18 protein-coding genes are annotated in these 17902 nt (G+C 63.8%); 3 read left to right on the top strand and 15 right to left on the bottom strand.

All coding sequences use genetic code 11. The annotated features are described in order from the left end of the window. Positions 1 to 65: 65 nt before the first annotated feature. From NKK47_RS12000 to NKK47_RS11935, 14 genes are all read right to left on the bottom strand, one after another. Entirely contained in the window at positions 66 to 536 is a 471-nt protein-coding gene (locus NKK47_RS12000) for a VOC family protein (protein WP_352576931.1), read from the bottom strand. Positions 537 to 553: 17 nt separating this feature from the next. After that, positions 554 to 1627, bottom strand: a complete 1074-nt coding sequence (locus tag NKK47_RS11995) for a hemolysin family protein (protein WP_023676893.1) — start codon at positions 1625 to 1627, stop codon at positions 554 to 556. A 28-nt stretch (positions 1628 to 1655) separates the two neighbouring features. Then, the gene (gene ybeY / locus NKK47_RS11990) at positions 1656 to 2153 is read right to left on the bottom strand and encodes an rRNA maturation RNase YbeY (RefSeq protein WP_023676892.1); all 498 of its coding nucleotides are present in this window, start codon (positions 2151 to 2153) and stop codon (positions 1656 to 1658) included. A gap of 17 nt (positions 2154 to 2170) precedes the next feature. Continuing rightward, positions 2171 to 3220, bottom strand: coding sequence for a PhoH family protein (locus tag NKK47_RS11985; RefSeq protein ID WP_023676891.1), 1050 nt, complete (start codon positions 3218 to 3220; stop codon positions 2171 to 2173). 26 nt (positions 3221 to 3246) lie between these two features. Next, positions 3247 to 4656 carry a tRNA (N6-isopentenyl adenosine(37)-C2)-methylthiotransferase MiaB gene (gene miaB, locus NKK47_RS11980; protein ID WP_023676890.1) on the bottom strand — a complete coding sequence of 470 codons (1410 nt, stop codon included), beginning with the start codon at positions 4654 to 4656 and terminating at the stop codon, positions 3247 to 3249. A 63-nt stretch (positions 4657 to 4719) separates the two neighbouring features. Next, positions 4720 to 5520, bottom strand: a complete 801-nt coding sequence (gene olsA / locus NKK47_RS11975) for a lyso-ornithine lipid O-acyltransferase (RefSeq protein ID WP_023676889.1) — start codon at positions 5518 to 5520, stop codon at positions 4720 to 4722. A gap of 21 nt (positions 5521 to 5541) precedes the next feature. Further along, entirely contained in the window at positions 5542 to 6036 is a 495-nt protein-coding gene (gene rimI / locus NKK47_RS11970; RefSeq protein ID WP_023676888.1) for a ribosomal protein S18-alanine N-acetyltransferase, read from the bottom strand. Further along, a complete protein-coding gene (gene tsaB / locus NKK47_RS11965; RefSeq protein ID WP_023676887.1) occupies positions 6036 to 6788 on the bottom strand; it encodes a tRNA (adenosine(37)-N6)-threonylcarbamoyltransferase complex dimerization subunit type 1 TsaB in 753 nt (250 codons plus the stop codon). Before tsaB ends, rimI begins: the two co-directional genes overlap by 1 nt. A gap of 159 nt (positions 6789 to 6947) precedes the next feature. After that, complete coding sequence (locus NKK47_RS11960; protein WP_023676886.1) at positions 6948 to 8054, bottom strand: DUF1513 domain-containing protein; 1107 nt, start codon at positions 8052 to 8054, stop codon at positions 6948 to 6950. A 2-nt stretch (positions 8055 to 8056) separates the two neighbouring features. Further along, entirely contained in the window at positions 8057 to 9130 is a 1074-nt protein-coding gene (locus tag NKK47_RS11955) for an imelysin family protein (protein ID WP_352576928.1), read from the bottom strand. Continuing rightward, entirely contained in the window at positions 9130 to 10734 is a 1605-nt protein-coding gene (locus tag NKK47_RS11950; protein WP_352576926.1) for a di-heme oxidoreductase family protein, read from the bottom strand. The genes NKK47_RS11955 and NKK47_RS11950 overlap by 1 nt, the downstream gene beginning before the upstream one ends. Before the next feature lie 12 nt (positions 10735 to 10746). Continuing rightward, positions 10747 to 11232, bottom strand: coding sequence for a bacterioferritin (bfr, locus tag NKK47_RS11945; RefSeq protein WP_023676883.1), 486 nt, complete (start codon positions 11230 to 11232; stop codon positions 10747 to 10749). Continuing rightward, entirely contained in the window at positions 11198 to 11509 is a 312-nt protein-coding gene (locus NKK47_RS11940) for a (2Fe-2S)-binding protein (protein ID WP_023676882.1), read from the bottom strand. The genes bfr and NKK47_RS11940 overlap by 35 nt, the downstream gene beginning before the upstream one ends. Before the next feature lie 56 nt (positions 11510 to 11565). Beyond that, entirely contained in the window at positions 11566 to 12858 is a 1293-nt protein-coding gene (locus NKK47_RS11935; RefSeq protein WP_502904992.1) for an imelysin family protein, read from the bottom strand. Positions 12859 to 13281: 423 nt separating this feature from the next. Here NKK47_RS11935 and NKK47_RS11930 point away from each other — a divergent pair, with 423 nt between their 5' ends. Continuing rightward, positions 13282 to 14535 (top strand): NAD(P)/FAD-dependent oxidoreductase, encoded by a 1254-nt coding sequence (locus NKK47_RS11930; RefSeq protein ID WP_352576924.1) that lies wholly within the window; start codon positions 13282 to 13284, stop codon positions 14533 to 14535. 9 nt (positions 14536 to 14544) lie between these two features. Here NKK47_RS11930 and NKK47_RS11925 read toward each other — a convergent pair whose 3' ends face one another. After that, on the bottom strand, positions 14545 to 15822 hold the full coding sequence (locus NKK47_RS11925) for a 4-aminobutyrate--2-oxoglutarate transaminase (RefSeq protein WP_352576922.1): 1278 nt from the start codon (positions 15820 to 15822) through the stop codon (positions 14545 to 14547). Positions 15823 to 16228: 406 nt separating this feature from the next. Here NKK47_RS11925 and NKK47_RS11920 point away from each other — a divergent pair, with 406 nt between their 5' ends. Together NKK47_RS11920 and NKK47_RS11915 are read left to right on the top strand one after the other, a co-directional pair. Beyond that, positions 16229 to 17212, top strand: a complete 984-nt coding sequence (locus tag NKK47_RS11920; protein ID WP_352577018.1) for an efflux RND transporter periplasmic adaptor subunit — start codon at positions 16229 to 16231, stop codon at positions 17210 to 17212. Next, positions 17209 to 17902: efflux RND transporter periplasmic adaptor subunit (locus NKK47_RS11915; RefSeq protein ID WP_352576920.1), on the top strand; the 694-nt coding region annotated here is incomplete at its 3' end. The genes NKK47_RS11920 and NKK47_RS11915, both read left to right, overlap by 4 nt.

The following is a 17902-nucleotide window of genomic DNA, read 5'->3' as shown; positions in this document are numbered from 1 at the left end:
AGCAAGATTTATCAGGCCGCGGCCTTGGCTCCAAACCGGATAAGAGCGAACAAGTCCGCTCATAGCTATCGATGCCAGCCTTCGATCTTCAGTCCGCCCAGCCGCTCAGCCTCTTCGCGTGGGACGGAGCGGACAGTCTGGGAAAAGGTCCAGATATGGCCTTCAGGATCGCGCGCCCTGTACTGCCGTTCACCGTAGAGCTGGTCGGCAGGCCCCTCGACGATCTCGGCTCCCGCCGCCCTTGCACGATCGCAGTGGGCATCTATCCCGTCCTTGAGACGTACATAGACCGACTGCGTGTTCTTGCCTGCAACTGAAGCCGGGCTGGCTATAGGGTCGGCCCATTCGGAATCGACGATGATATAGCCGTCGCCGAACCGCATCTCGGAATGGACGAGCCTGCCATTAGCATCGCTGACCACCATGCTCGGCTCGAAGCCGAAAGCCTTTTCAAGCCATGTCAATGCGGCCCGCGGATTCTGGTAGAAGACACCCGAGCCCAAGGTTGAGTACTTGAACGGGTCCTCAACCGGCATCGGGCAAGCCGCGTCCTTCAAGCCTGCTCGGTGCGGACGGCGCGGCGGCGGCGCTCGCCCTTCAGGGTCTCGACGATGCGCACGCGCTTGACGCGGCGTGGGTCGGCGTCGAGCACATGAAACTCGAAGCCGGGTATGGCCTGCACCACTTCGCCGCGCGCCGGCACCCGGCCAAGCGTGTTGAAGATCATGCCGCCGATCGTGTCGACATATTCACCGTGCTCGCCGGCGGCGAAATCCTCGCCGATCATCTTGGCGACGTCGTCGATCTCGGCCTTGCCGTCGACGATGAAGACGCCTTCGCCGGCCTGGGTAATCATCGGCTCGTCCTCGTCATGCTCGTCCTCGATGTCGCCGACCACCATCTCGACGATGTCCTCGAGCGAGACGAGACCGTCAGTACCGCCATATTCGTCGATGACCAAAGCCATCTGGGTCCGCGTCGTCTGCATCCGCCCCATCAGGTCGGAGGCGAGCATCGACGGCGGCACGAACAGCACCGGTCGGATCAGGTTGAGATCGCCGATGGTGCGCGCCAGATCGACCTGAGCGAGATCGAGAACCGTCGCGACCGGAGTTTTCCTTGTCGTCCTGCCCTTTCTGACGCGGGCGACCTTGGTGATGTGCGCCAGCACGTCGCGGATATGAACCATGCCGCGCGGATCGTCGAGCGTCTCCGAATAGACCGGCATGCGGGAATGGCCGGACTGCTCGAACAGCCCCAGAAGATCACCCAGCTTCGTGGTGATCTCGACCGCCTCGATGTCGGCGCGCGGCACCATGACGTCCTCGACGCGCACTTCGCGCAGGCGCAGGATGTTGTTGAGCATGGCGCGTTCGCCAGGCGAGAAGGATTCTGCATCGCTCGCCGTTTCGGCAAGCGCACCGGCAATCTCCTCGCGCAGGCTGGTGCCGTTGCGGTGCCTGAAAAGCCCGAGCACGCGATCAAACAGGGAAGGACCGGCAGGCGATGCCTCGCTGGCGAAGCTGCCGGTCGAGGTACTCGGACTCGAGCCCTCTTCCGTCGTTTCGGAAGGCTTGATCACACTGCCGGCGTCGGAGCGGGCGGCAGTCTCTGGTTTGTCGTTCATCATCGTCCGGTCAATTGGTCTTTTGTAATTACGTGTAGGGATCGGGAATGGCAAGCCTCGCAAGTGCTGCGCGCTCTGTCGCTTCCATCAGTTCCGCTTCGGCATCGGTTTCGTGATCATAGCCCAGCAAATGCAGCAGGCCATGGATGACGAGATGGGAGATATGGTCCTCGATGGGCTTGTCTTCCAGTGCCGCCTCGCGCGCGACAGTCTCGGCGGCCAGCACGATGTCGCCGAGCATCGGCGGCAGAGGCCCGCCCCTGGCAAACGGAAAAGCCGGAAAAGACAGGACGTTGGTCGGCTTGTCCTTGCCGCGCCAGCCGGCATTGAGCGTACGGATATGGGCATCGTCGGAAAAGACGATGCTGAGCTCGGAACGGCCGTCGGCACCGGTTTCGGCAAAGCCGGCCGAGACGGCGTGGTCGACCAGCCGCGTCAGCGTCGTCTCGTCGGGCCAGTCGCCCGCCTCGATCGCGATGTCGATCTCGACGGGAAGCGGCCCCCCCGCCTTTTGCTCCTCAGCCATGCGGCCGCATAATCATATCAGCTTTCGACACCCAGGCCCCTGGCCAGCTTGCCGTCGCGGTCATAGGCCTTGACGATCTCGGCGACCAGCGGATGCCTGACGACGTCGCCTTCGTTGAAGCGGACCGTCACCATGCCGGTGACGCCGTCGAGGATTCTCAGCGCCTCGACCAGGCCGGACTTGGTGTTTGGCGGCAGATCGATCTGGGTCGGATCACCGGTGACGATCATGCGCGAGTTCTCGCCGAGGCGGGTCAGGAACATCTTCATCTGCATCGGCGTAGTGTTCTGCGCCTCGTCGAGTATGACGGCAGCGTGCGCCAGCGTACGGCCGCGCATGAACGCCAGCGGCGCGATCTCGATGACCTCGGCGGCAATCGCCCGCTCGACCTTGTCGGCCGGCATCATGTCGTAGAGCGCGTCATAGAGCGGCCGCAGATAGGGATCGACCTTCTCCTTCATGTCACCCGGCAGAAAGCCAAGCCGTTCGCCCGCCTCGACCGCGGGGCGCGACAGCACGATGCGTTCGACCATGCCGCGTTCGAGCAGCATTGCCGCATGCGCCACCGCCAGATAGGTCTTTCCGGTGCCGGCCGGGCCGATGCCGAAGACGAGTTCCGACCGCTCCAGCGCGCGCATGTAGGCGTCCTGGTTGAGCGAGCGGGCATAGATGGTCTTCTTGCGCGTCGATATCTGGGCGGCGGACACCTTGCCCTTGCGCTCCAGCGTCGGCAGCGTCAGCTGGTCGTCGCTGGCGATCGCCATGCGCACGGCGCCGTCGACATCGGACTGGCCGATGTCGGTGCCTTTCTGCAGAATGCCGTAAAGATTGTCCAAGGCGCGGCGTGCCTGCTCGGCGGCCGAGGAAGAGCCCTTGATGGTCAATTGATTGCCGCGCGAGCGGATATCGACGCCGAGCTTCTGCTCGAGTCGGGCCAGATTCTCGTCGAACTGGCCGTAAAGGGCGCTGGCAAGCTTGTTGTTGTCGAAAGTCAGTACGATGTGCGCGATATCCGAGGCCCCCGAGGGTAGGTTCTGGGGCAGGTTCTTCACTTCAGCAGCGCTCAACCGTCTCTCCTCATCTGCCGAGACCTTCAGGCCAATTCGGCGAACAGGCTGTTGTAGCCCGTCTTCGTGATTCGTACCTGGATAATGTCACCGATTTCGCCGGCCTTTTCATCAACAATAACCGGCTGCAGCCAGGGCGAGCGGCCAACCTTCTGGCCGGCCTGGCGGCCCGGCTTTTCGATCAGCGTGTCGATGGTTCTGCCGACCAGGCTGGTGCCGAAATCCTGCTGCTGTTTCAGCAGCAGCGCCTGCAGCCGCTGCAGGCGCTCGTCCTTGACGGCCTCCGGCACGTGATCGCTCATCTCGGCGCCCGGCGTGCCGGGGCGCGGCGAATATTTGAACGAAAAGGCCGAGGCATAGTTGACGTCTTCGACCAACTGCATGGTCGCCTCGAAATCCGCTTCCGTCTCACCGGGAAAGCCGACAATAAAATCGCCGGACAGTGCGATGTCGTTCCGTGCGGCACGGATGCGGTCGATCAACGTCAGATAGTCCTTGGCCATATGCCTGCGGTTCATCGCCTTGAGTATGCGGTCGGAGCCGGACTGCACCGGTAAATGTAGATAGGGCATCAGCGTCGGCAAATCACGATGGGCGGCGATCAATTCATCCTCCATGTCGCGCGGATGACTGGTCGTGTAGCGCAGCCGCGCCAGGCCTGGAATCTCGGCCAGCCTGAACAGCAGTCGGCCAAGGCCCCATTCCCCGCCGTTTTCGCCTCTTCCATGCCAGGCATTGACGTTCTGGCCGAGCAGCGTCAGCTCGCGCACGCCGGCATCCGCCAGGCGCTCGGCCTCGGCGACGATCTGTGCCACCGGCCGCGAGACTTCCGAGCCGCGCGTATAGGGCACGACACAGAAGGTGCAGAACTTGTCGCAGCCTTCCTGAACGGTCAAGAACGCCGTCACGCCGCGCCTGATCAGTTCGGCGCGCTTCGGCTGCGGCAGATACTCGAACTTGTCCTCGACGGCATAGTCGGTCTCGACGATCTTTTCGCCGCCACGCGCCCTCGCCAGCACACCGGGCAGCCGATGGTAGGTCTGCGGGCCGATGACCAGGTCGACGGCCGGCGAGCGGCGGATGATCTCGGCACCCTCGGCCTGCGCCACGCAGCCGGCGACGCCGACCAGCATTTCGCGCCCGGCCTTTGCACGCTCGGCCTTCAACTCACGGATGCGCCCAAGTTCGGAATAGACCTTTTCCGCCGCTTTCTCGCGGATGTGGCAGGTGTTGAGCAGCACCAGATCGGCCTCGCCGATAGCGTCTGTCGCGGCATAGCCGTCGGCCGCCAGCGCATCGGTCATGCGCTGCGAATCGTAAACATTCATCTGGCAGCCATAGGTCTTGACGAAGACCTTTCTGGTCGCGGCAGGCGGAACGACCAGGTCTTCGGCGGCAGCGCCGATGTCGTCGCGTTCTATCGTGTTCAATTCCATTTCGCGGCTTCTAGCGCCTTTCCCCGACAAAAAACAGACGAATCTGGCCGGAACCTGCGCAGCCTACCGGCTCGGACGCGGTTCGGCGAGCGCCGCTTGTACCATCTCGCGTACCTGGCGTTCCATCTGCTTTGCTGTCTCCTTGCGGCTGGAGCCCTTGGAGAAAGCAATCGCCTCGCCAAAATGCACCTCGACGTCGAGGGCGCCCTCGGCCATCAGCACCTTGAGGTGCGGCATCAGCTCCTCGTCGCCGATCCAGGCGGCAACCGGCCGATGCCGGCGGCCGAGCGGCACGCCATGCAGGCGCGTATAGACGATCGCCACCGGCTGGATGAAGACCTGTTCGGCCGCCCCTTCCGCAATCGCCATTGTAGCGGCGCCGAACAGCGTGCTCTTGAACGGCAGGATCATGTTGCCGTCGCCGGTCGAGCCTTCGGCAAACAGCACCATGGCGTCGCCCTTGGCCATGCGGCCGGCGATCTCGCTCGCCTGGTCGCCCGACGAACGCTTACGCTCACGTTCGATGAAGACCGTGCGTTGCAGCTTCGACAGCATGCCGATCAACGGCCAGCCGGCCATGTCGGCCCTGGCGATGAACGTCACGTCGACCATCGACCCCAGCACCATGATGTCGGTCCAGGAGATGTGGTTGGACGCAACCAGCAATGGGCGTTGTTCGGACAGAGTCCCCTTGACATGGATGCGCAGCCCCAGCGTCCTGACGATCATCCTGTGCCAGATTTTCAGGATGAAGGTCTCGCGCCAGAGCCCGGTCCGCATCGACAATATCTGCAGCGGCACAAGCACCAGCGAGCCGACGACAACCAGCCCCAGGGCCAGGAAAATCCTGATTTTTCCGATCATCCGCACCACCCCGGCGTTTGGCTAGCGAAGATCGCGGCGCATGACAAGCGCGCCGGTCGGGCCGTGCTCCGGCGACTTGTAATAGTTGGCGCGCTTGCCGACCTCGCGGAAGCCGAACCGCCGGTAGAGCGCGATCGCGGCGACATTGGTCTCGTCGACCTCGAGGAAAAGCGCCTCGGCGCGCTGTGCGTGCAGTTCGCGCAGCACCGCATCCATCAATTGCCAGCCGAGCCCCCGGCGCCGATGCGAGCGTGCCACCGCGACCGTCAGGATCTCGCCCTCGCCGGCCGCGAGCCGCGCCAGCACGAAGCCGACCGGCGGCTTGGCACCCTGTCCGGTCTCGCGCGCGGCATAGCCGAACACCGTGTCCTGCTCGAGCAGCGCGGCGAATTCGTCGTCGGTCCACGGCCGCGCGAAATCCTCGCGATGCAGCACCGACATGGCCGCGCTATCGGCAACCGTCAACGGCTCGAGCGCATAGTCCCTGCGGCGCGACTGGAGGAAAGGAATGCGCATCAGGACTTGTTTCCGTTTGGACCATGATCTTTTCCCAAAACCGGTTTCCACTTTTTGGGATCATGGTCTTGCCTCGATAGAATAAAGCCTGCCTGAGGCTTTGCGTCGGCGCCGCGCAGATAGAGTGGTTTCGGCTTTTCGCCCTCGCCCTTTTTACCGGCACGTTGGGCGGCGGCCAGCCGGGCATAGACGGCGATGTCGGCGGTGGCCGCTGTCGCGCCGACGTCGAAGGCGCGCCCGGCCGAGGCGGCAATTTGCGTTGCCGCCGTACCGGCCAGAACCGCGGAGCTGTCAACCGCCTTGGCGGCGGCTTGCGAGAGCGTGGTCACCGAGGGACCGTAAATCAAAACGGATGCTTCATCGTAAAGTGCCGCATGGATCTCCTCGCGACCTGCATCGAGCGCGGCGAGCACGGCGCGACCGGGAAATGCCGCTCTCGCTTGCGCCGCCAGGGCCTCCAGAGTCGTCACGCCGATCGCCGGGATTTTCAGCGCCAGCGCAAGGCCGCGCGCCGCCGAGACGCCGACGCGCAGACCGGTGAAGGAGCCCGGACCCGTCGAAACGGCAATGGCGCCGAGGCCGGAATAGTCGGTTCTGCTGGTCCCCAACGCCTTTTCGATGACACCCATCAGATGCTCGGCATGACCCTTACCGAGATCGAGCACCGAACGGCCGAGTTCTTTCCCGGCCGCCGCGTCGTAGACGCAGGCGGCGCAGAGATTGGCGGCACAGTCGATGGCAAGCAATTTCATGAAGCGGCCGGTTGAGACAGTTTCGAAAACAACTTCCCTCTGCCCGCCAGGGCTGATCCCCGCAAGGGAATAATGGATAAATCGTCAGGCGACTTGGCTTCGGCGCGGGTCCAAGAATGTAAGTTCCAACGCACGCAATCGCCACAATAGGTATCGGGACTAGCCGACCTGCTCGATACGCAGCACGTGATTGTCCCAGACATAGTCCGGCTCGGAACGTATCGAGCCACCGGACTCGACGATATCGCCGGCGCCGGTCGTCGCCATGAAGCTTTCCCCATCGGCTGCAACGCCGCAAACCTCGACCAGCGCCTTGGTGGCGACGATGCGGCCGCTGGCCGCGTCGATCACGGCAAGCGAATTGCCCTCAGGCGAAGACACGGCGATGGTGCCGGCGGCAGGGTTGGCGGCGACCGAGCCGATATAATTCCTGAAGCCGGAGAGCACATCCTGCGACATATCGAGCAATTGCAAGTCCTTGCCGCGCGGCGCGCGGCCAACCAGCGGGGGACGATCGGTACCCGGCCCCCTGTACTGGCAGCCGAACCAGACGGTGCCGGACCGGTCGGCATCCATATGGCGGATCGACAATTGGTGCAGCGCCGGCGGCAATTCGTGCTTTTCGGTGAGATCTCCGGTAAGGCGGTCGACCAGAACGTAGGAAGGCTTCATCGTTGCGATGTTGAGCTCGGCGCGGCCATAATCCGGATGCGTCTCGATGCCGCCATTGGCCACAGCAATCGTCCTGCCGTCGGAAAGCAGCAACAGCTCGTGCGGGCCTGTGCCGTAGGTCGGGAACTCGCCGATGCGCTTGAATTTCGCATGCGCGTCATAGACGCCGACGACGCCGGCGGCATTGTCGAAATCGTTCTCGGTTGCGTAGAGCAGCGTGCCATCGGCCGAGAACACGCCATGGCCGAAGAAATGCCGGCCGGCAACGCTGGCAATGGTGCGCGGTTCACCGCGGCCGGTATGGTCGAAGACGACAGCAAAGGTGCCCGGCTGCCTGGCAAACACCACCGAACGCTTGGACACCGGGTCGAAGGTAACGTCGTGACCCCGATCGGGCAGATCGATCGTGTGCAACAACTTGCCGGCCTCGGACAGGACGGCCGCGCCATAGCTGCCGTCGCGCTTGACGAAAGCGGTGGCGAAGACCGCGTCGGCGTCGAGTGTCTTTGCCCAGGCCGACGGCGCCATCGCCGCTACGAAACCAGCGCCGGCGGCCCTCAGGAAATCGCGCCGATCGATCAGCGGCGTCCTCATGATCAGTCGCCATCCAATGACGAGAACCCGGCGGTCAGGCCGAATTCGGCGGTCAGCCTGGTGCCGATCAGGGTCGTCAGGCTGGATGTCACCAGCGAGAAATAGTCGAGCTTCTGGCGCAGCGCCGGATCGGCAAGTGCCTTGTCGATCGGTCCCCTGATCGCCTTGGCCGCCTCGATCCCGTTGGTGAGCTGGATGTGGACCGATTCTGCCATCCAGCGCGCATCGGGCGGCAGCGCGTCGCCAAGCTGCGAGGCCTGGAACAGCGTGTCCATGCCGGCCAGATTCCCGGTCAGCGAGCGGGCGGTGTTTTGCGAGCGCCAATAGATCGCCTGTTTCGGTTTGTCGGCCTCCGGCTTGGCGCCCAGGAAGCCTTTCAGGCGTACGTCGCGGACCATTTCCAGCTCGTTGATGAAGACGCCGACCAGTTCGGTCACCGCTTCAGTTCCGTCGTGGTAGAGCGCGTTCTGCGGACCCGGATTGGCCCAGAGCGCGGCAAAGCCGTTGGGCTCGTTCCAGGCATCGCCAACCTCGCCGGCAATCGTCTCGACATTGCCGGCAATGGCCGCACCGTAGGCGCAGCGATAGGCGTCGTCCCTGCCGACCAATTGACCGGCTCCGTCGCCGTAGAGGACGAATTCCAGTGCGCCGAGCCCTTGCATGGCGACGCTCTTTGTAGCCAGCTGGGCCGGATCGGCGGCTGTCGGATCCTTGCCGGCAAGTGCCGCCTGCACCTGCTTCAGGCCGATGCTCTTGCGGTCCGGCCAAAACAGCATGCGCTCAAGCCGTTTGTTTTCCGCGATCGGCCCGAAACGGATGATTTCCACCACCGACCAGGCATCCACGACGCCTGAGAATTCGGCGCGTGCCGCATCGAGATTGTCTCGCGAGGGCGCTTGGCAAAGCGCGTGCATGGTCTTGGCCAAGCTGTCCGCATGGTCATGCAGTCTGGCATAGGCCGGGCGGACGAAGCCGTCGATCGCCCGCTGGATCACATCCGAAGCCTTCACCGCCGCGGATGCCGGCAGCGCACCGGCGAGGACCAGCATCAGAGCGAATGCAAGACGCTTCCGCATCAGAGCGACTCCAGAAACTTGATCAGCGCGGCGCGGTCGGCCGCATCGGCAGCGGCAAAGCGGTCACGCGCCTTCTGGCCCTCGCCGCCATGCCACAGAATCGCCTCGGCCAGGCTTCGTGCGCGCCCGTCATGCAGGAAGAAGGTGTTGCCGCTGACGGTCTGGGTGAGCCCGATGCCCCACAGTGGCGGCGTGCGCCATTCGCTTCCCGTGGCCTCGCCCACCGCCTGTCCGTCGGCAAGGCCGGGTCCCATGTCATGCAGCAGGAAATCGGAATAAGGCCAGATCAGCTGGAAGGCCTGCGCCTTGTTCGGGGTGCCGCGACGGGTGACGAATTTCGGCGTATGGCAGGAGATGCAGCCCATATCGTAGAACAGTTTTTTGCCGGCGAGCACGTCCGGTCTGTCGAGATCGCGCCGGGCCGGCACGGCAAGGTTTTGCGAATAGAAGGTCACGAGGTCCATGACCGGCGGCGGCGCTTCGACCGGACCGAGGCGCTCCTGCACACCGTTAGGCAGGGCAAGGCAGGTCTTTTCCGCGGCGCTGCAATCGCCCCAGTGCTTCGGCACCTCAGGCGTCGAAATGCCGATATCGCCGGCAAAAGCGTCCGCCGATTGCTGGCGGATCGATGCCGCCTGCGCCTTCCAGCCGAAACGGCCGAGCGTCAGTTCACCGCTGCTGGCGTCGCGTATTATGTTTGGCCTGCCGGAAATCCCGTCACCATCGCGGTCGGCCGCATCGGCACGCGTAAGGATGTCGGCAGGAGCGATCTGCTCGACCAGGCCAAGGCCGATCATCGGCGGCGTCATGCGCGGCGACAGCGTGGTGTGTGGATCGAGCGCCCCGTAGGCGAGACCGTCGACCGAATAGCTCGGCTTGCGCAGCGACACCGTGCTGCCGTCCGCCAATTTCACCTTCTCGTCCTGATAGTCGACATGCATCCTGCCTTCGCCCTGCAGGCCGGGAACGGCCAATTCCTGCAGCTGCGTGCCATAGACCGGGTCGGGAAAGTTGAGCACCTTGTGATCGGCGAGCGCGGCTTTCTCCTCCTCGGTACTGGCTTCCCTTGCCAGGCGCAGAAACATCGAGGTGGTGCCGCTGTCGCCTTCGGGCGGATGCCCGCGGCCGTCCTTCAGATGACAGTTCTGGCAGGCGCGCTCGTTGAACAACGGACCGAGCCCATCCGAGGCTTGTGTCGAGGATGGCGAGGACACCCAGTTCTTGCGGAAAATGGCGTTGCCGAGCTTGAAGGTACCCTCTTCCTCGAAGCTGATGTTGGCAGAGGATTGCGAGAAGGCGTCCTTGTTGACGTCCTTCTTCGAGGTGCCGGCGCCGCCCTGCATCAGCTCGAATTGCTCGGGCTTGGAGAAATCGCTGGTCGGCCTGGTGATGGCGATGACGCGCGCCAGATCCTTCGGCGTCAGATCCGTGCGGCTGGTGGCAAGCCCCGCCGGTTGCGGTGCCCCGGCCAGCGCCGAGGCTGTGAGCGCCGCCACCACGGCAAGAAAGGCGCCGCGAAGGATGTATCGCGGCTTCTTCTGAGGCGGCAGGCCACAATGCTCGGCCGGCCGCAAGCGGCGCATGAAATCTAGGGGGCGCCGCATTCCGGCATGTCCTTATTCCGCCTCGTCGGCCGACGCTGCGTTGAGTTGGCCGTACTTTTCTTCGCCGATCGAGGCGAGCAGGTCGAGTTGCGTCTCGAGGAAGTCGATGTGACCTTCCTCGTCAGCCAGCAATTCCTCGAACAGCTTCATCGTCACGTAGTCGCCTGCTTCGTTACAAACCTCGCGCGAACGCTTGTAGGCGGTGCGCGCGTCATATTCGCCGGCAAGATCGGATTCGAGCACTTCCTTGACATTCTGCCCGATGCGCAGCGGCGCCACGGACTGCAGGTTCGGATGGCCCTCGAGGAAGATGATGCGCGCCACGAGCCGGTCGGCATGGTGCATTTCCTCGATCGATTCAGCGCGTTCCTTCTTCGCTAGCTTGGCGTATCCCCAGTCTTCCAGCAGCCGGAAATGCACCCAGTATTGATTGACCGCCCCAAGTTCCAGAAACAGAGCCTCGTTAAGCCGCTCTATGATCTGCTGTTCGCCTTTCATGGGTTCTGCTCCCGTATTGGACGCGTAGGCCTCTAACGCGATCCAGGTGTGAAACGATGTCCACGCCACTCGCCGCCGAGCGGGCATGGTAATTTTCGGTGACCCGAATGATCGTTTCGACCACATTTGGGAAGCAGCCGCAACAGCGACCGCGCTTGTGCATGGCGTGATAGACCTTGGCCGGCACGATCAGCTGCCAGGGGTCCTCATCCAGCAGTCCGACGATCGTCTGCTCTATCTCCTTTTCGGTGATGATGTTGCAATGGCAGATCAGCATTTGTCGCTCTGGCTAACGGCGCTTCGTTGCGGCGTGTGGCTGGTGGTTTCGATAGTTTATTGGAACACCTTGTCCGGTGAATCGAGGCTGTCCGAACCCTCGAAGGCTATCGCATTGAGCTTCAGGGTGCCGACGGCGCGTTCGATCGACTTGGTCTGATCGACCAGCGCGTCGATCGCCGCCTGCACGGTGGCATTGCCTTCCGTGTTGCCTTCTCCGATCTGCTGGTCATAGGCCTCGCCGGCAAGCGCCCGCGCCTTGATGGCCTCCATCTTGGCGACGGTGACGTCCAGTTTGTCCGACAATTCCTTGTCAACCGCCGGGTCGGCCGCCTTGACCATGTCGGCCACCGACGGCCCCTCGACGACAGTGCCGTCGAGCCGCTTGTAGCTGCCGTGATAGGCGGCACGGATGCCGATCGCATCGTAAAGATGGGAGTTGTAGGTATTGTCGGAGAAGCAATCGTGCTCCTCTTCCGGGTCGTGCAACAAGAGGCCGAGCTTCATCCGCTCTCCGGCGAGCTCACCATAGGACAACGAGCCCATGCCGGTGAAGATGGTCGAAATGGCGGCGTTCAGCTCGCCATCGACAAGGTTCTTGCGGGCGGCGCCGCCTTCCTTCCAGTCGTCGACCATATCCTTTAGATCGGAAACCAGAAGGTCGCTCGCCGATTTCAGATACTGTCCGCGACGGTCGCAATTGCCGCCGGTGCAATTGGCGAGGTCGTAGTCGGTGTAGGGCCGTTCGCCGGCGCCCGGACCGGTGCCGTGCAGGTCCTGACCCCAAAGCAGGAATTCGATAGCGTGATAGCCGGTCGCCACATTGGCCTCGATACTGCCGGCCTCCTGCAGGGTGCCGGAGAGGAACTCCGGCGTCAGGTCGGTGGCGTCGACCTTCTTGCCGTTGATCTCGATCGACTTGTTGGCGATCACATTGGCGGTGTAGAGCACGTTGGCGTCCGACTCGGTGCCGTAGCTCTTGGCGACATAGTCGATCAAGCCTTCGTCGAGCGGCCAGGAGTTCACCTTGCCTTCCCAGTCGTCGACGATGGCATTACCGAAGCGATAGACCTCGGTCTGCTGATAGGGAACGCGCGATGCCTTCCAGGCCTCGCGGGCGGCGTTCAGCGTTTCGGCAGATGGCTTGGCGAGCAGCGCATCGACAGCCTTGTCGAGCGCCTCGGCCGTGATCAGCGAATCCTCGTATTTGGCGAGCGCAATGTCGGAATAGGTCTTGATGACCGCCTTGGCATCGGTTTGCGCCTTGGCCGGCAGCACGAACACGGCCGCCGTCAGCATCGCGGTGGCGCCGATCGCCGCAAGCCTGCCGCCATACCGCGCCGTGATCATCGTTCTCATGATTGTCTCTCCTCGGGAATCAATGAAATGCCGGCGCCGCGGCGGGCAGTTGCCAGCGGGCAAAGAAGGGTCGCGCCATCGCGCGGTTCGCGGAAGAAAGACACCGAAATGCCTCCAATCGAAAGGGTTCAAGGCCCAGACATCAAAGGGATGCGCTGACGCGCGAGCTTCCATAAAACGGCGAAGACGCCGGATGTCAACTGGTGGCATAGAAAAAATTCAATTGAAACAACAGTTTAGAATTATTCTAAACTAGAACTGTCAACTTTAACACCGACGTATGAGGAATGCCGGCGCATGACGCAGTTGACAGGCGGCCGTTCCGGGTGCGACCCGGATCGGCGCTCTTGCGGCGGCGCCGGACAATCGCCACCTGGCGAGACGTCCTAGATTTGGATGAGGAATCGGGCTGTTATGAAGAACGGGGTCGTCATTGTCGGTGCGGGTCATGCGGGCGTGCAAGCGGCCGCCAGCCTGCGCGAAGAAGGCTATGACGGCCCGGTGATCCTGGTCGGCGACGAAAACGAATTGCCCTACCACAAGCCGCCGCTGTCGAAGACCTTCATCAAGGATCAGCAAGCAAAGCCGCAGCCGTTGCGCGGCGAGGCTTTTTATACCGGCAGCGCCATCGACTTCCGGCCAGGCATCCGGGTCGAGCGGATCGACGTAGGCGGCCGCAGGCTGGAGATATCGGGCGGCGGCGTGCTGCCGTTCGGCCGGCTGATCCTCGCCACCGGCGCGCGGCCGCGCCTGCTGCCGCTGCCGGGTTCGGAGCTTTCTGGCGTTGTGTCGCTGCGCTCGCTCGGCGATGCCCGCCTGATCCGCGAATTGAGCGCGCAAAGCGAGGAGGTCGTCATCCTCGGCGGCGGCTTCATCGGCCTGGAGATTGCCGCGACGCTCACCGCGGCAAGCCGCAAGGTTACGGTGGTCGAGGCGGTCGACCGGCTGCTCGGCCGCGCCGTGGCACCGGTCATCGCCGGCCATGTGCGCCAGCGGCTGGAGGCCACCGGTGTGCGCATTCTTACCGGCACCACCATCGAACGGCTGGAGGGCGAGAACGGCCGTGTTTCGGCTGCAATCACCTCATCTGGCGAGAGATTGCCGGCGCAGGTGGTCGTCATCGGTATCGGCGTCGTGCCGAATGTCGAATTGGCCGAAGCCGCCGGCATTGCCATCGCCAACGGCATCCGCGTCGACCAGCAGATGCGCACGTCGGTGCCGGAAATCCTCGCCATCGGCGATGCCGCCTCCTACCGGCACTGGTTCACCGGCGGCGATGTGCGGCTGGAATCGGTACAGAACGCCACTGACCAGGCGCGGCTCGCCGCGCGCACCATCGTCGGCCACACCGACAATTACTCGGCGGTGCCGTGGTTCTGGTCCGATATCGGCGACATGAAGCTGCAGATGGTCGGCCTGATTTCGGGCGGCGACAGCCATGTCGTGCTGGGCGACGTGGCCGAGAACAAATTCTCGATCTACCACTATGCCGCAAGCCGGCTGCTCGGCATCGAATCGGTCAACCGGCCCGGCGACCACATGCTTGGCCGCAAGATGCTCGGCGCCGGCTTTTCGCCGTCGCCGCAGACTGTCGCGACCGGGCCCGACGGGCTGAAGGCAGCGCTCGCCGCCTTCCAGCAGGCAGAGCCGGCCCGCGCGGCAGGATAATCGTATCGCTCAGGCAGCGCGGGCCTCGCGGATCGAACTTTCCAGGATGTCGAGCGCCTCGTTCATGACTCCGTCCTGGATGGTGATCGGCGCGAGGAAGCGGATGACGTTGCCGTAGACGCCGCAGGTGAGCAGGATCAGGCCCTTGTCGAGCGCCTTCAGCCGGACCGCATTGGCGAGTTCCGGCGACGGCAGCCCCTTCGCCACATCGTTGAACTCGACCGCGTTCATGAAGCCGGGGCCTCTGATATCGACGATTTCCGGGGCTTCGTCGCGGATCGCTTGCAGGCGCTGCTTCAGACGGTTGCCCAGCGTGTTGGCCCGGTCGCAGAGCTTCTCCTCGTCGATGACGTCGAGCACGGCATGCGCCGCGGCGACGCCGATCGGGCTGCCGCCATAGGTGCCGCCGAGCCCGCCGGGGTTCGGCGCATCCATGACATCGGCGCGCCCGGTGACCGCCGCCAACGGGAAGCCGCCGGCCAGGCTCTTGGCCATGGTGGTGATGTCGGCCGCCACCTCGTGGTGATCCATGGCGAACATCTTGCCGGTGCGGGCAAAGCCGGTCTGCACCTCGTCGGCGATCAGCAGCATGCCGTGCTGATCGCAGATCTTGCGCAATGCGGTCATGAAATCGCGCGGCGCCTCGTAGAAGCCGCCCTCGCCCTGCACCGGCTCGACGATGATCGCGGCGACGCGGGCCGGATCGACATCGGCCTTGAACAGCCGGTCGAGCGCAGCCAGCGAATCGGCGACCGACACGCCGTGCAGCGGAACCGGGAACGGCGCATGGAAGACATCCGCCGGCATGGCGCCGAAGCCGACCTTGTAAGGCACGACCTTGCCGGTCAGCGCCATGCCCATGAAGGTGCGTCCGTGGAAGCCGCCGGAAAAAGCGATGACCGCCGGCCGGCCGGTGGCGTTGCGCGCAATCTTGATCGCGTTCTCGACCGCTTCGGCGCCGGTGGTGACAAAAATCGTCTTCTTGTCGAACTTGCCGGGCAGCATGCCGTTCAGCCGTTCGGCCAGCCTGATATAGCTCTCATAGGGCACGACCTGATAGCAGGTGTGGGTGAAGCGGTCGAGCTGCGCCTTGACCGCTTCGATCACCCTGGGGTGACGGTGGCCGGTGTTGACGACGGCGATGCCGGACGAGAAATCGATGTAGCGGCGGCCTTCCACATCCCAGATCTCCGAGTTTTCGGCGCGATCGGCATAGATCTGAGTGGTCATGCCGACGCCGCGCGAAATCGACTGGCTCTTGCGTTCGGAAATGGCTGAATTTGTCATCGTATCCCTCACCGGGCCGGCGCCCGCTCTCGTTTGATGGCTGTTGAGACTCTTCTGGGCTTATTTCAGGTTTTCCTCAAGTTGGCACTGGCGGCGGGTGATTGGGCCTGTCGCCGATGCGTTAACTGGCCAGCTTACCCAACCGCCTATACGCGTACGAGAAGAGGTTTCCTTTTTGCGGGGATCAATTATCCTCGCCATTGTCCGCGCCGTCTTGCTACAGGGGGCGGTCCGCGCAGTTGAGGGAGCTATGAGCAGGAACGCGACATCGTCCGTCTCGCCGCCGCCGGTCAAAACCCATTTGTCTTTTCCTGCCTCCACAATTCTAGCCTGCGCAATGGCAATGCTGCCTTTGCTTTTGGCCGGTTGCCAGAAGCAGGAGGCCGCCGCGAAGAAACTGCCTGTGATGGTCCTCACCGAGACCGTGGCGATCGCCAACTATGCGCCAAGGACTTCGCTCACCGGTGTGATCGCTGCGCGCACGCTAAACAATCTTTCGTTCCGGGTCGGCGGCCGCGTCGCCGAACGGCTTGTCGACGTCGGGCAGCATGTCGATCAAGGTACCGTGCTCGCCCGCATCGATCCGCAGGAACAGGAATTCGACTTGCGCTCGGCGCAGGCTGATCTCGACGCCGCGCAGGCGCAATTGACCCAGGCCGCCGCCGCCTTCGAACGGCAAAAGACACTGCTTGCCCAGGGCTACACCACGAGGCGCGACTATGATGCGGCCGAACAGGCGTCGAAGGTGGCGCGAGGCAGCGTCGATGCCGCTCAGAGCTCGCTCGCCAATGCTAAAGAGGACCTTTCCTTCACCGAACTCAAGGCGGGTGCGGCAGGCGTGATCACAGTGCGCCAGGTCGAAGCCGGGCAGGTGGTGCAGGCGGCGCAGACCGTCTTCACCCTTGCCGAGGATGGCGACCGCGATGCGGTCTTCAACGTAGAGGAAACGATGGTAGCAAAGACGCCGGCAGCACCCGCGGTGACAATCACGCTGTTGTCGAATCCGCAGATCAAGGCGATGGGCAAGGTGCGTGAAATCTCGCCGGCGGTCGATCCGGCTTCAGGCTCGATCCGGGTCAAGGTCGCCATTCCCGACACGCCCGCGGGCATGCCGCTCGGCGCGGCCGTCATCGGCTCGGTCAGCGCCCAGCCGTCGAAGGCCGTCATCGTGCCGTGGCAGGCATTGACCTCGAGCGCGGGCAAGCCGGCCGTCTGGGTCGTCGATCAAGCGACCAAGGCGGTGGCAGCGAGACAGGTGGAGGTGCTGGCCTTCGGATCCGGCTCGGTCATCATCGACAAGGGGCTCGAGGCAGGCCAAACCGTCGTCACCGCCGGCGGCCAGTTGCTCAGCCCCGGCCAGACCGTCGAGATAGCGGGAGCGGAGCAATGAACCGGCTCCTGCGCAGCCCTGCCCCGCTTGTTCCTGCCCTGTTTGGGCTCGTGCTCGGCGCCTGCTCGCAATCGGAAGAGAAGCCGCCCGAGATCATCCGGCCTGTGCTGTCGGTGGTGGTCGAGCCCCGCACCGTAGAGACCTTCGGATTCGCCGGATCTGTCGAACCGCAGTTCAGCGCCGACCTTGCCTTCCGCCTGCTTGGCCGGGTCGTCGTCCGCGATGTCAGGGTCGGCGATATCGTCACCAGGGGCACGACGATCGCGGCGCTCGATCCGACGGCGCTGGAGCTTGCCGTGCAGGCGGCGAAGGCAGAACTCTCCAACGCGCAGGCGCAATTTGCCAATGCCGCCGCCAGCGAGGAGCGCCAGCGCCAGTTGCTTGTCGCCGCTAACACCTCGCAGGCCGTCTTCGACGCCGCGCGGCAAGCCAGGCAGGCCGCCGCGGCCGGTGTCGAGCGGGCCAATGCGGCGCTGGCCAAATCGCAGGAACAGCTTGGCTATACCAGGTTGTTCTCGGACTTCGATGGCGTTGTCACCGCCGTCGGCGCCGAGGTCGGCCAGACGGTCTCGCCCGGCCAGACCGTCGTCACGGTGGCGCGCTCTGATCCGCGCGAAGCAGTCGTCGACATTCCCGACCAGTTGACCGGCGATCTCGCCTTCGGCACGCCCTTCCAGATCATCCTGCAAT

It is taken from the genome of Mesorhizobium sp. M0019 (genome assembly GCF_040323975.1).
Taxonomy (GTDB): Bacteria; Pseudomonadota; Alphaproteobacteria; order Rhizobiales; family Rhizobiaceae; genus Mesorhizobium.
This window is presented reverse-complemented; position numbering and strand designations above follow the sequence as displayed.

What these genes read in the sequence shown, in the direction of transcription:
- NKK47_RS11960 (WP_023676886.1), bottom strand. Translation starts at nt 8,054, where the DNA reads ATGAGGACGCCGCTGATCGATCGGCGCGATTTCCTGAGGGCCGCCGGC.
- rimI (WP_023676888.1), bottom strand. Translation starts at nt 6,036, where the DNA reads ATGCGCATTCCTTTCCTCCAGTCGCGCCGCAGGGACTATGCGCTCGAG.
- NKK47_RS12000 (WP_352576931.1), bottom strand. Translation starts at nt 536, where the DNA reads ATGCCGGTTGAGGACCCGTTCAAGTACTCAACCTTGGGCTCGGGTGTC.
- miaB (WP_023676890.1), bottom strand. Translation starts at nt 4,656, where the DNA reads ATGGAATTGAACACGATAGAACGCGACGACATCGGCGCTGCCGCCGAA.
- NKK47_RS11935 (WP_502904992.1), bottom strand. Translation starts at nt 12,858, where the DNA reads ATGATCACGGCGCGGTATGGCGGCAGGCTTGCGGCGATCGGCGCCACC.
- tsaB (WP_023676887.1), bottom strand. Translation starts at nt 6,788, where the DNA reads ATGAAATTGCTTGCCATCGACTGTGCCGCCAATCTCTGCGCCGCCTGC.
- NKK47_RS11930 (WP_352576924.1), top strand. Translation starts at nt 13,282, where the DNA reads ATGAAGAACGGGGTCGTCATTGTCGGTGCGGGTCATGCGGGCGTGCAA.
- olsA (WP_023676889.1), bottom strand. Translation starts at nt 5,520, where the DNA reads ATGATCGGAAAAATCAGGATTTTCCTGGCCCTGGGGCTGGTTGTCGTC.
- bfr (WP_023676883.1), bottom strand. Translation starts at nt 11,232, where the DNA reads ATGAAAGGCGAACAGCAGATCATAGAGCGGCTTAACGAGGCTCTGTTT.
- ybeY (WP_023676892.1), bottom strand. Translation starts at nt 2,153, where the DNA reads ATGGCTGAGGAGCAAAAGGCGGGGGGGCCGCTTCCCGTCGAGATCGAC.
- NKK47_RS11955 (WP_352576928.1), bottom strand. Translation starts at nt 9,130, where the DNA reads ATGCGGAAGCGTCTTGCATTCGCTCTGATGCTGGTCCTCGCCGGTGCG.
- NKK47_RS11950 (WP_352576926.1), bottom strand. Translation starts at nt 10,734, where the DNA reads ATGCGGCGCCCCCTAGATTTCATGCGCCGCTTGCGGCCGGCCGAGCAT.
- NKK47_RS11925 (WP_352576922.1), bottom strand. Translation starts at nt 15,822, where the DNA reads ATGACAAATTCAGCCATTTCCGAACGCAAGAGCCAGTCGATTTCGCGC.
- NKK47_RS11995 (WP_023676893.1), bottom strand. Translation starts at nt 1,627, where the DNA reads ATGAACGACAAACCAGAGACTGCCGCCCGCTCCGACGCCGGCAGTGTG.
- NKK47_RS11920 (WP_352577018.1), top strand. Translation starts at nt 16,229, where the DNA reads ATGGTCCTCACCGAGACCGTGGCGATCGCCAACTATGCGCCAAGGACT.
- NKK47_RS11940 (WP_023676882.1), bottom strand. Translation starts at nt 11,509, where the DNA reads ATGCTGATCTGCCATTGCAACATCATCACCGAAAAGGAGATAGAGCAG.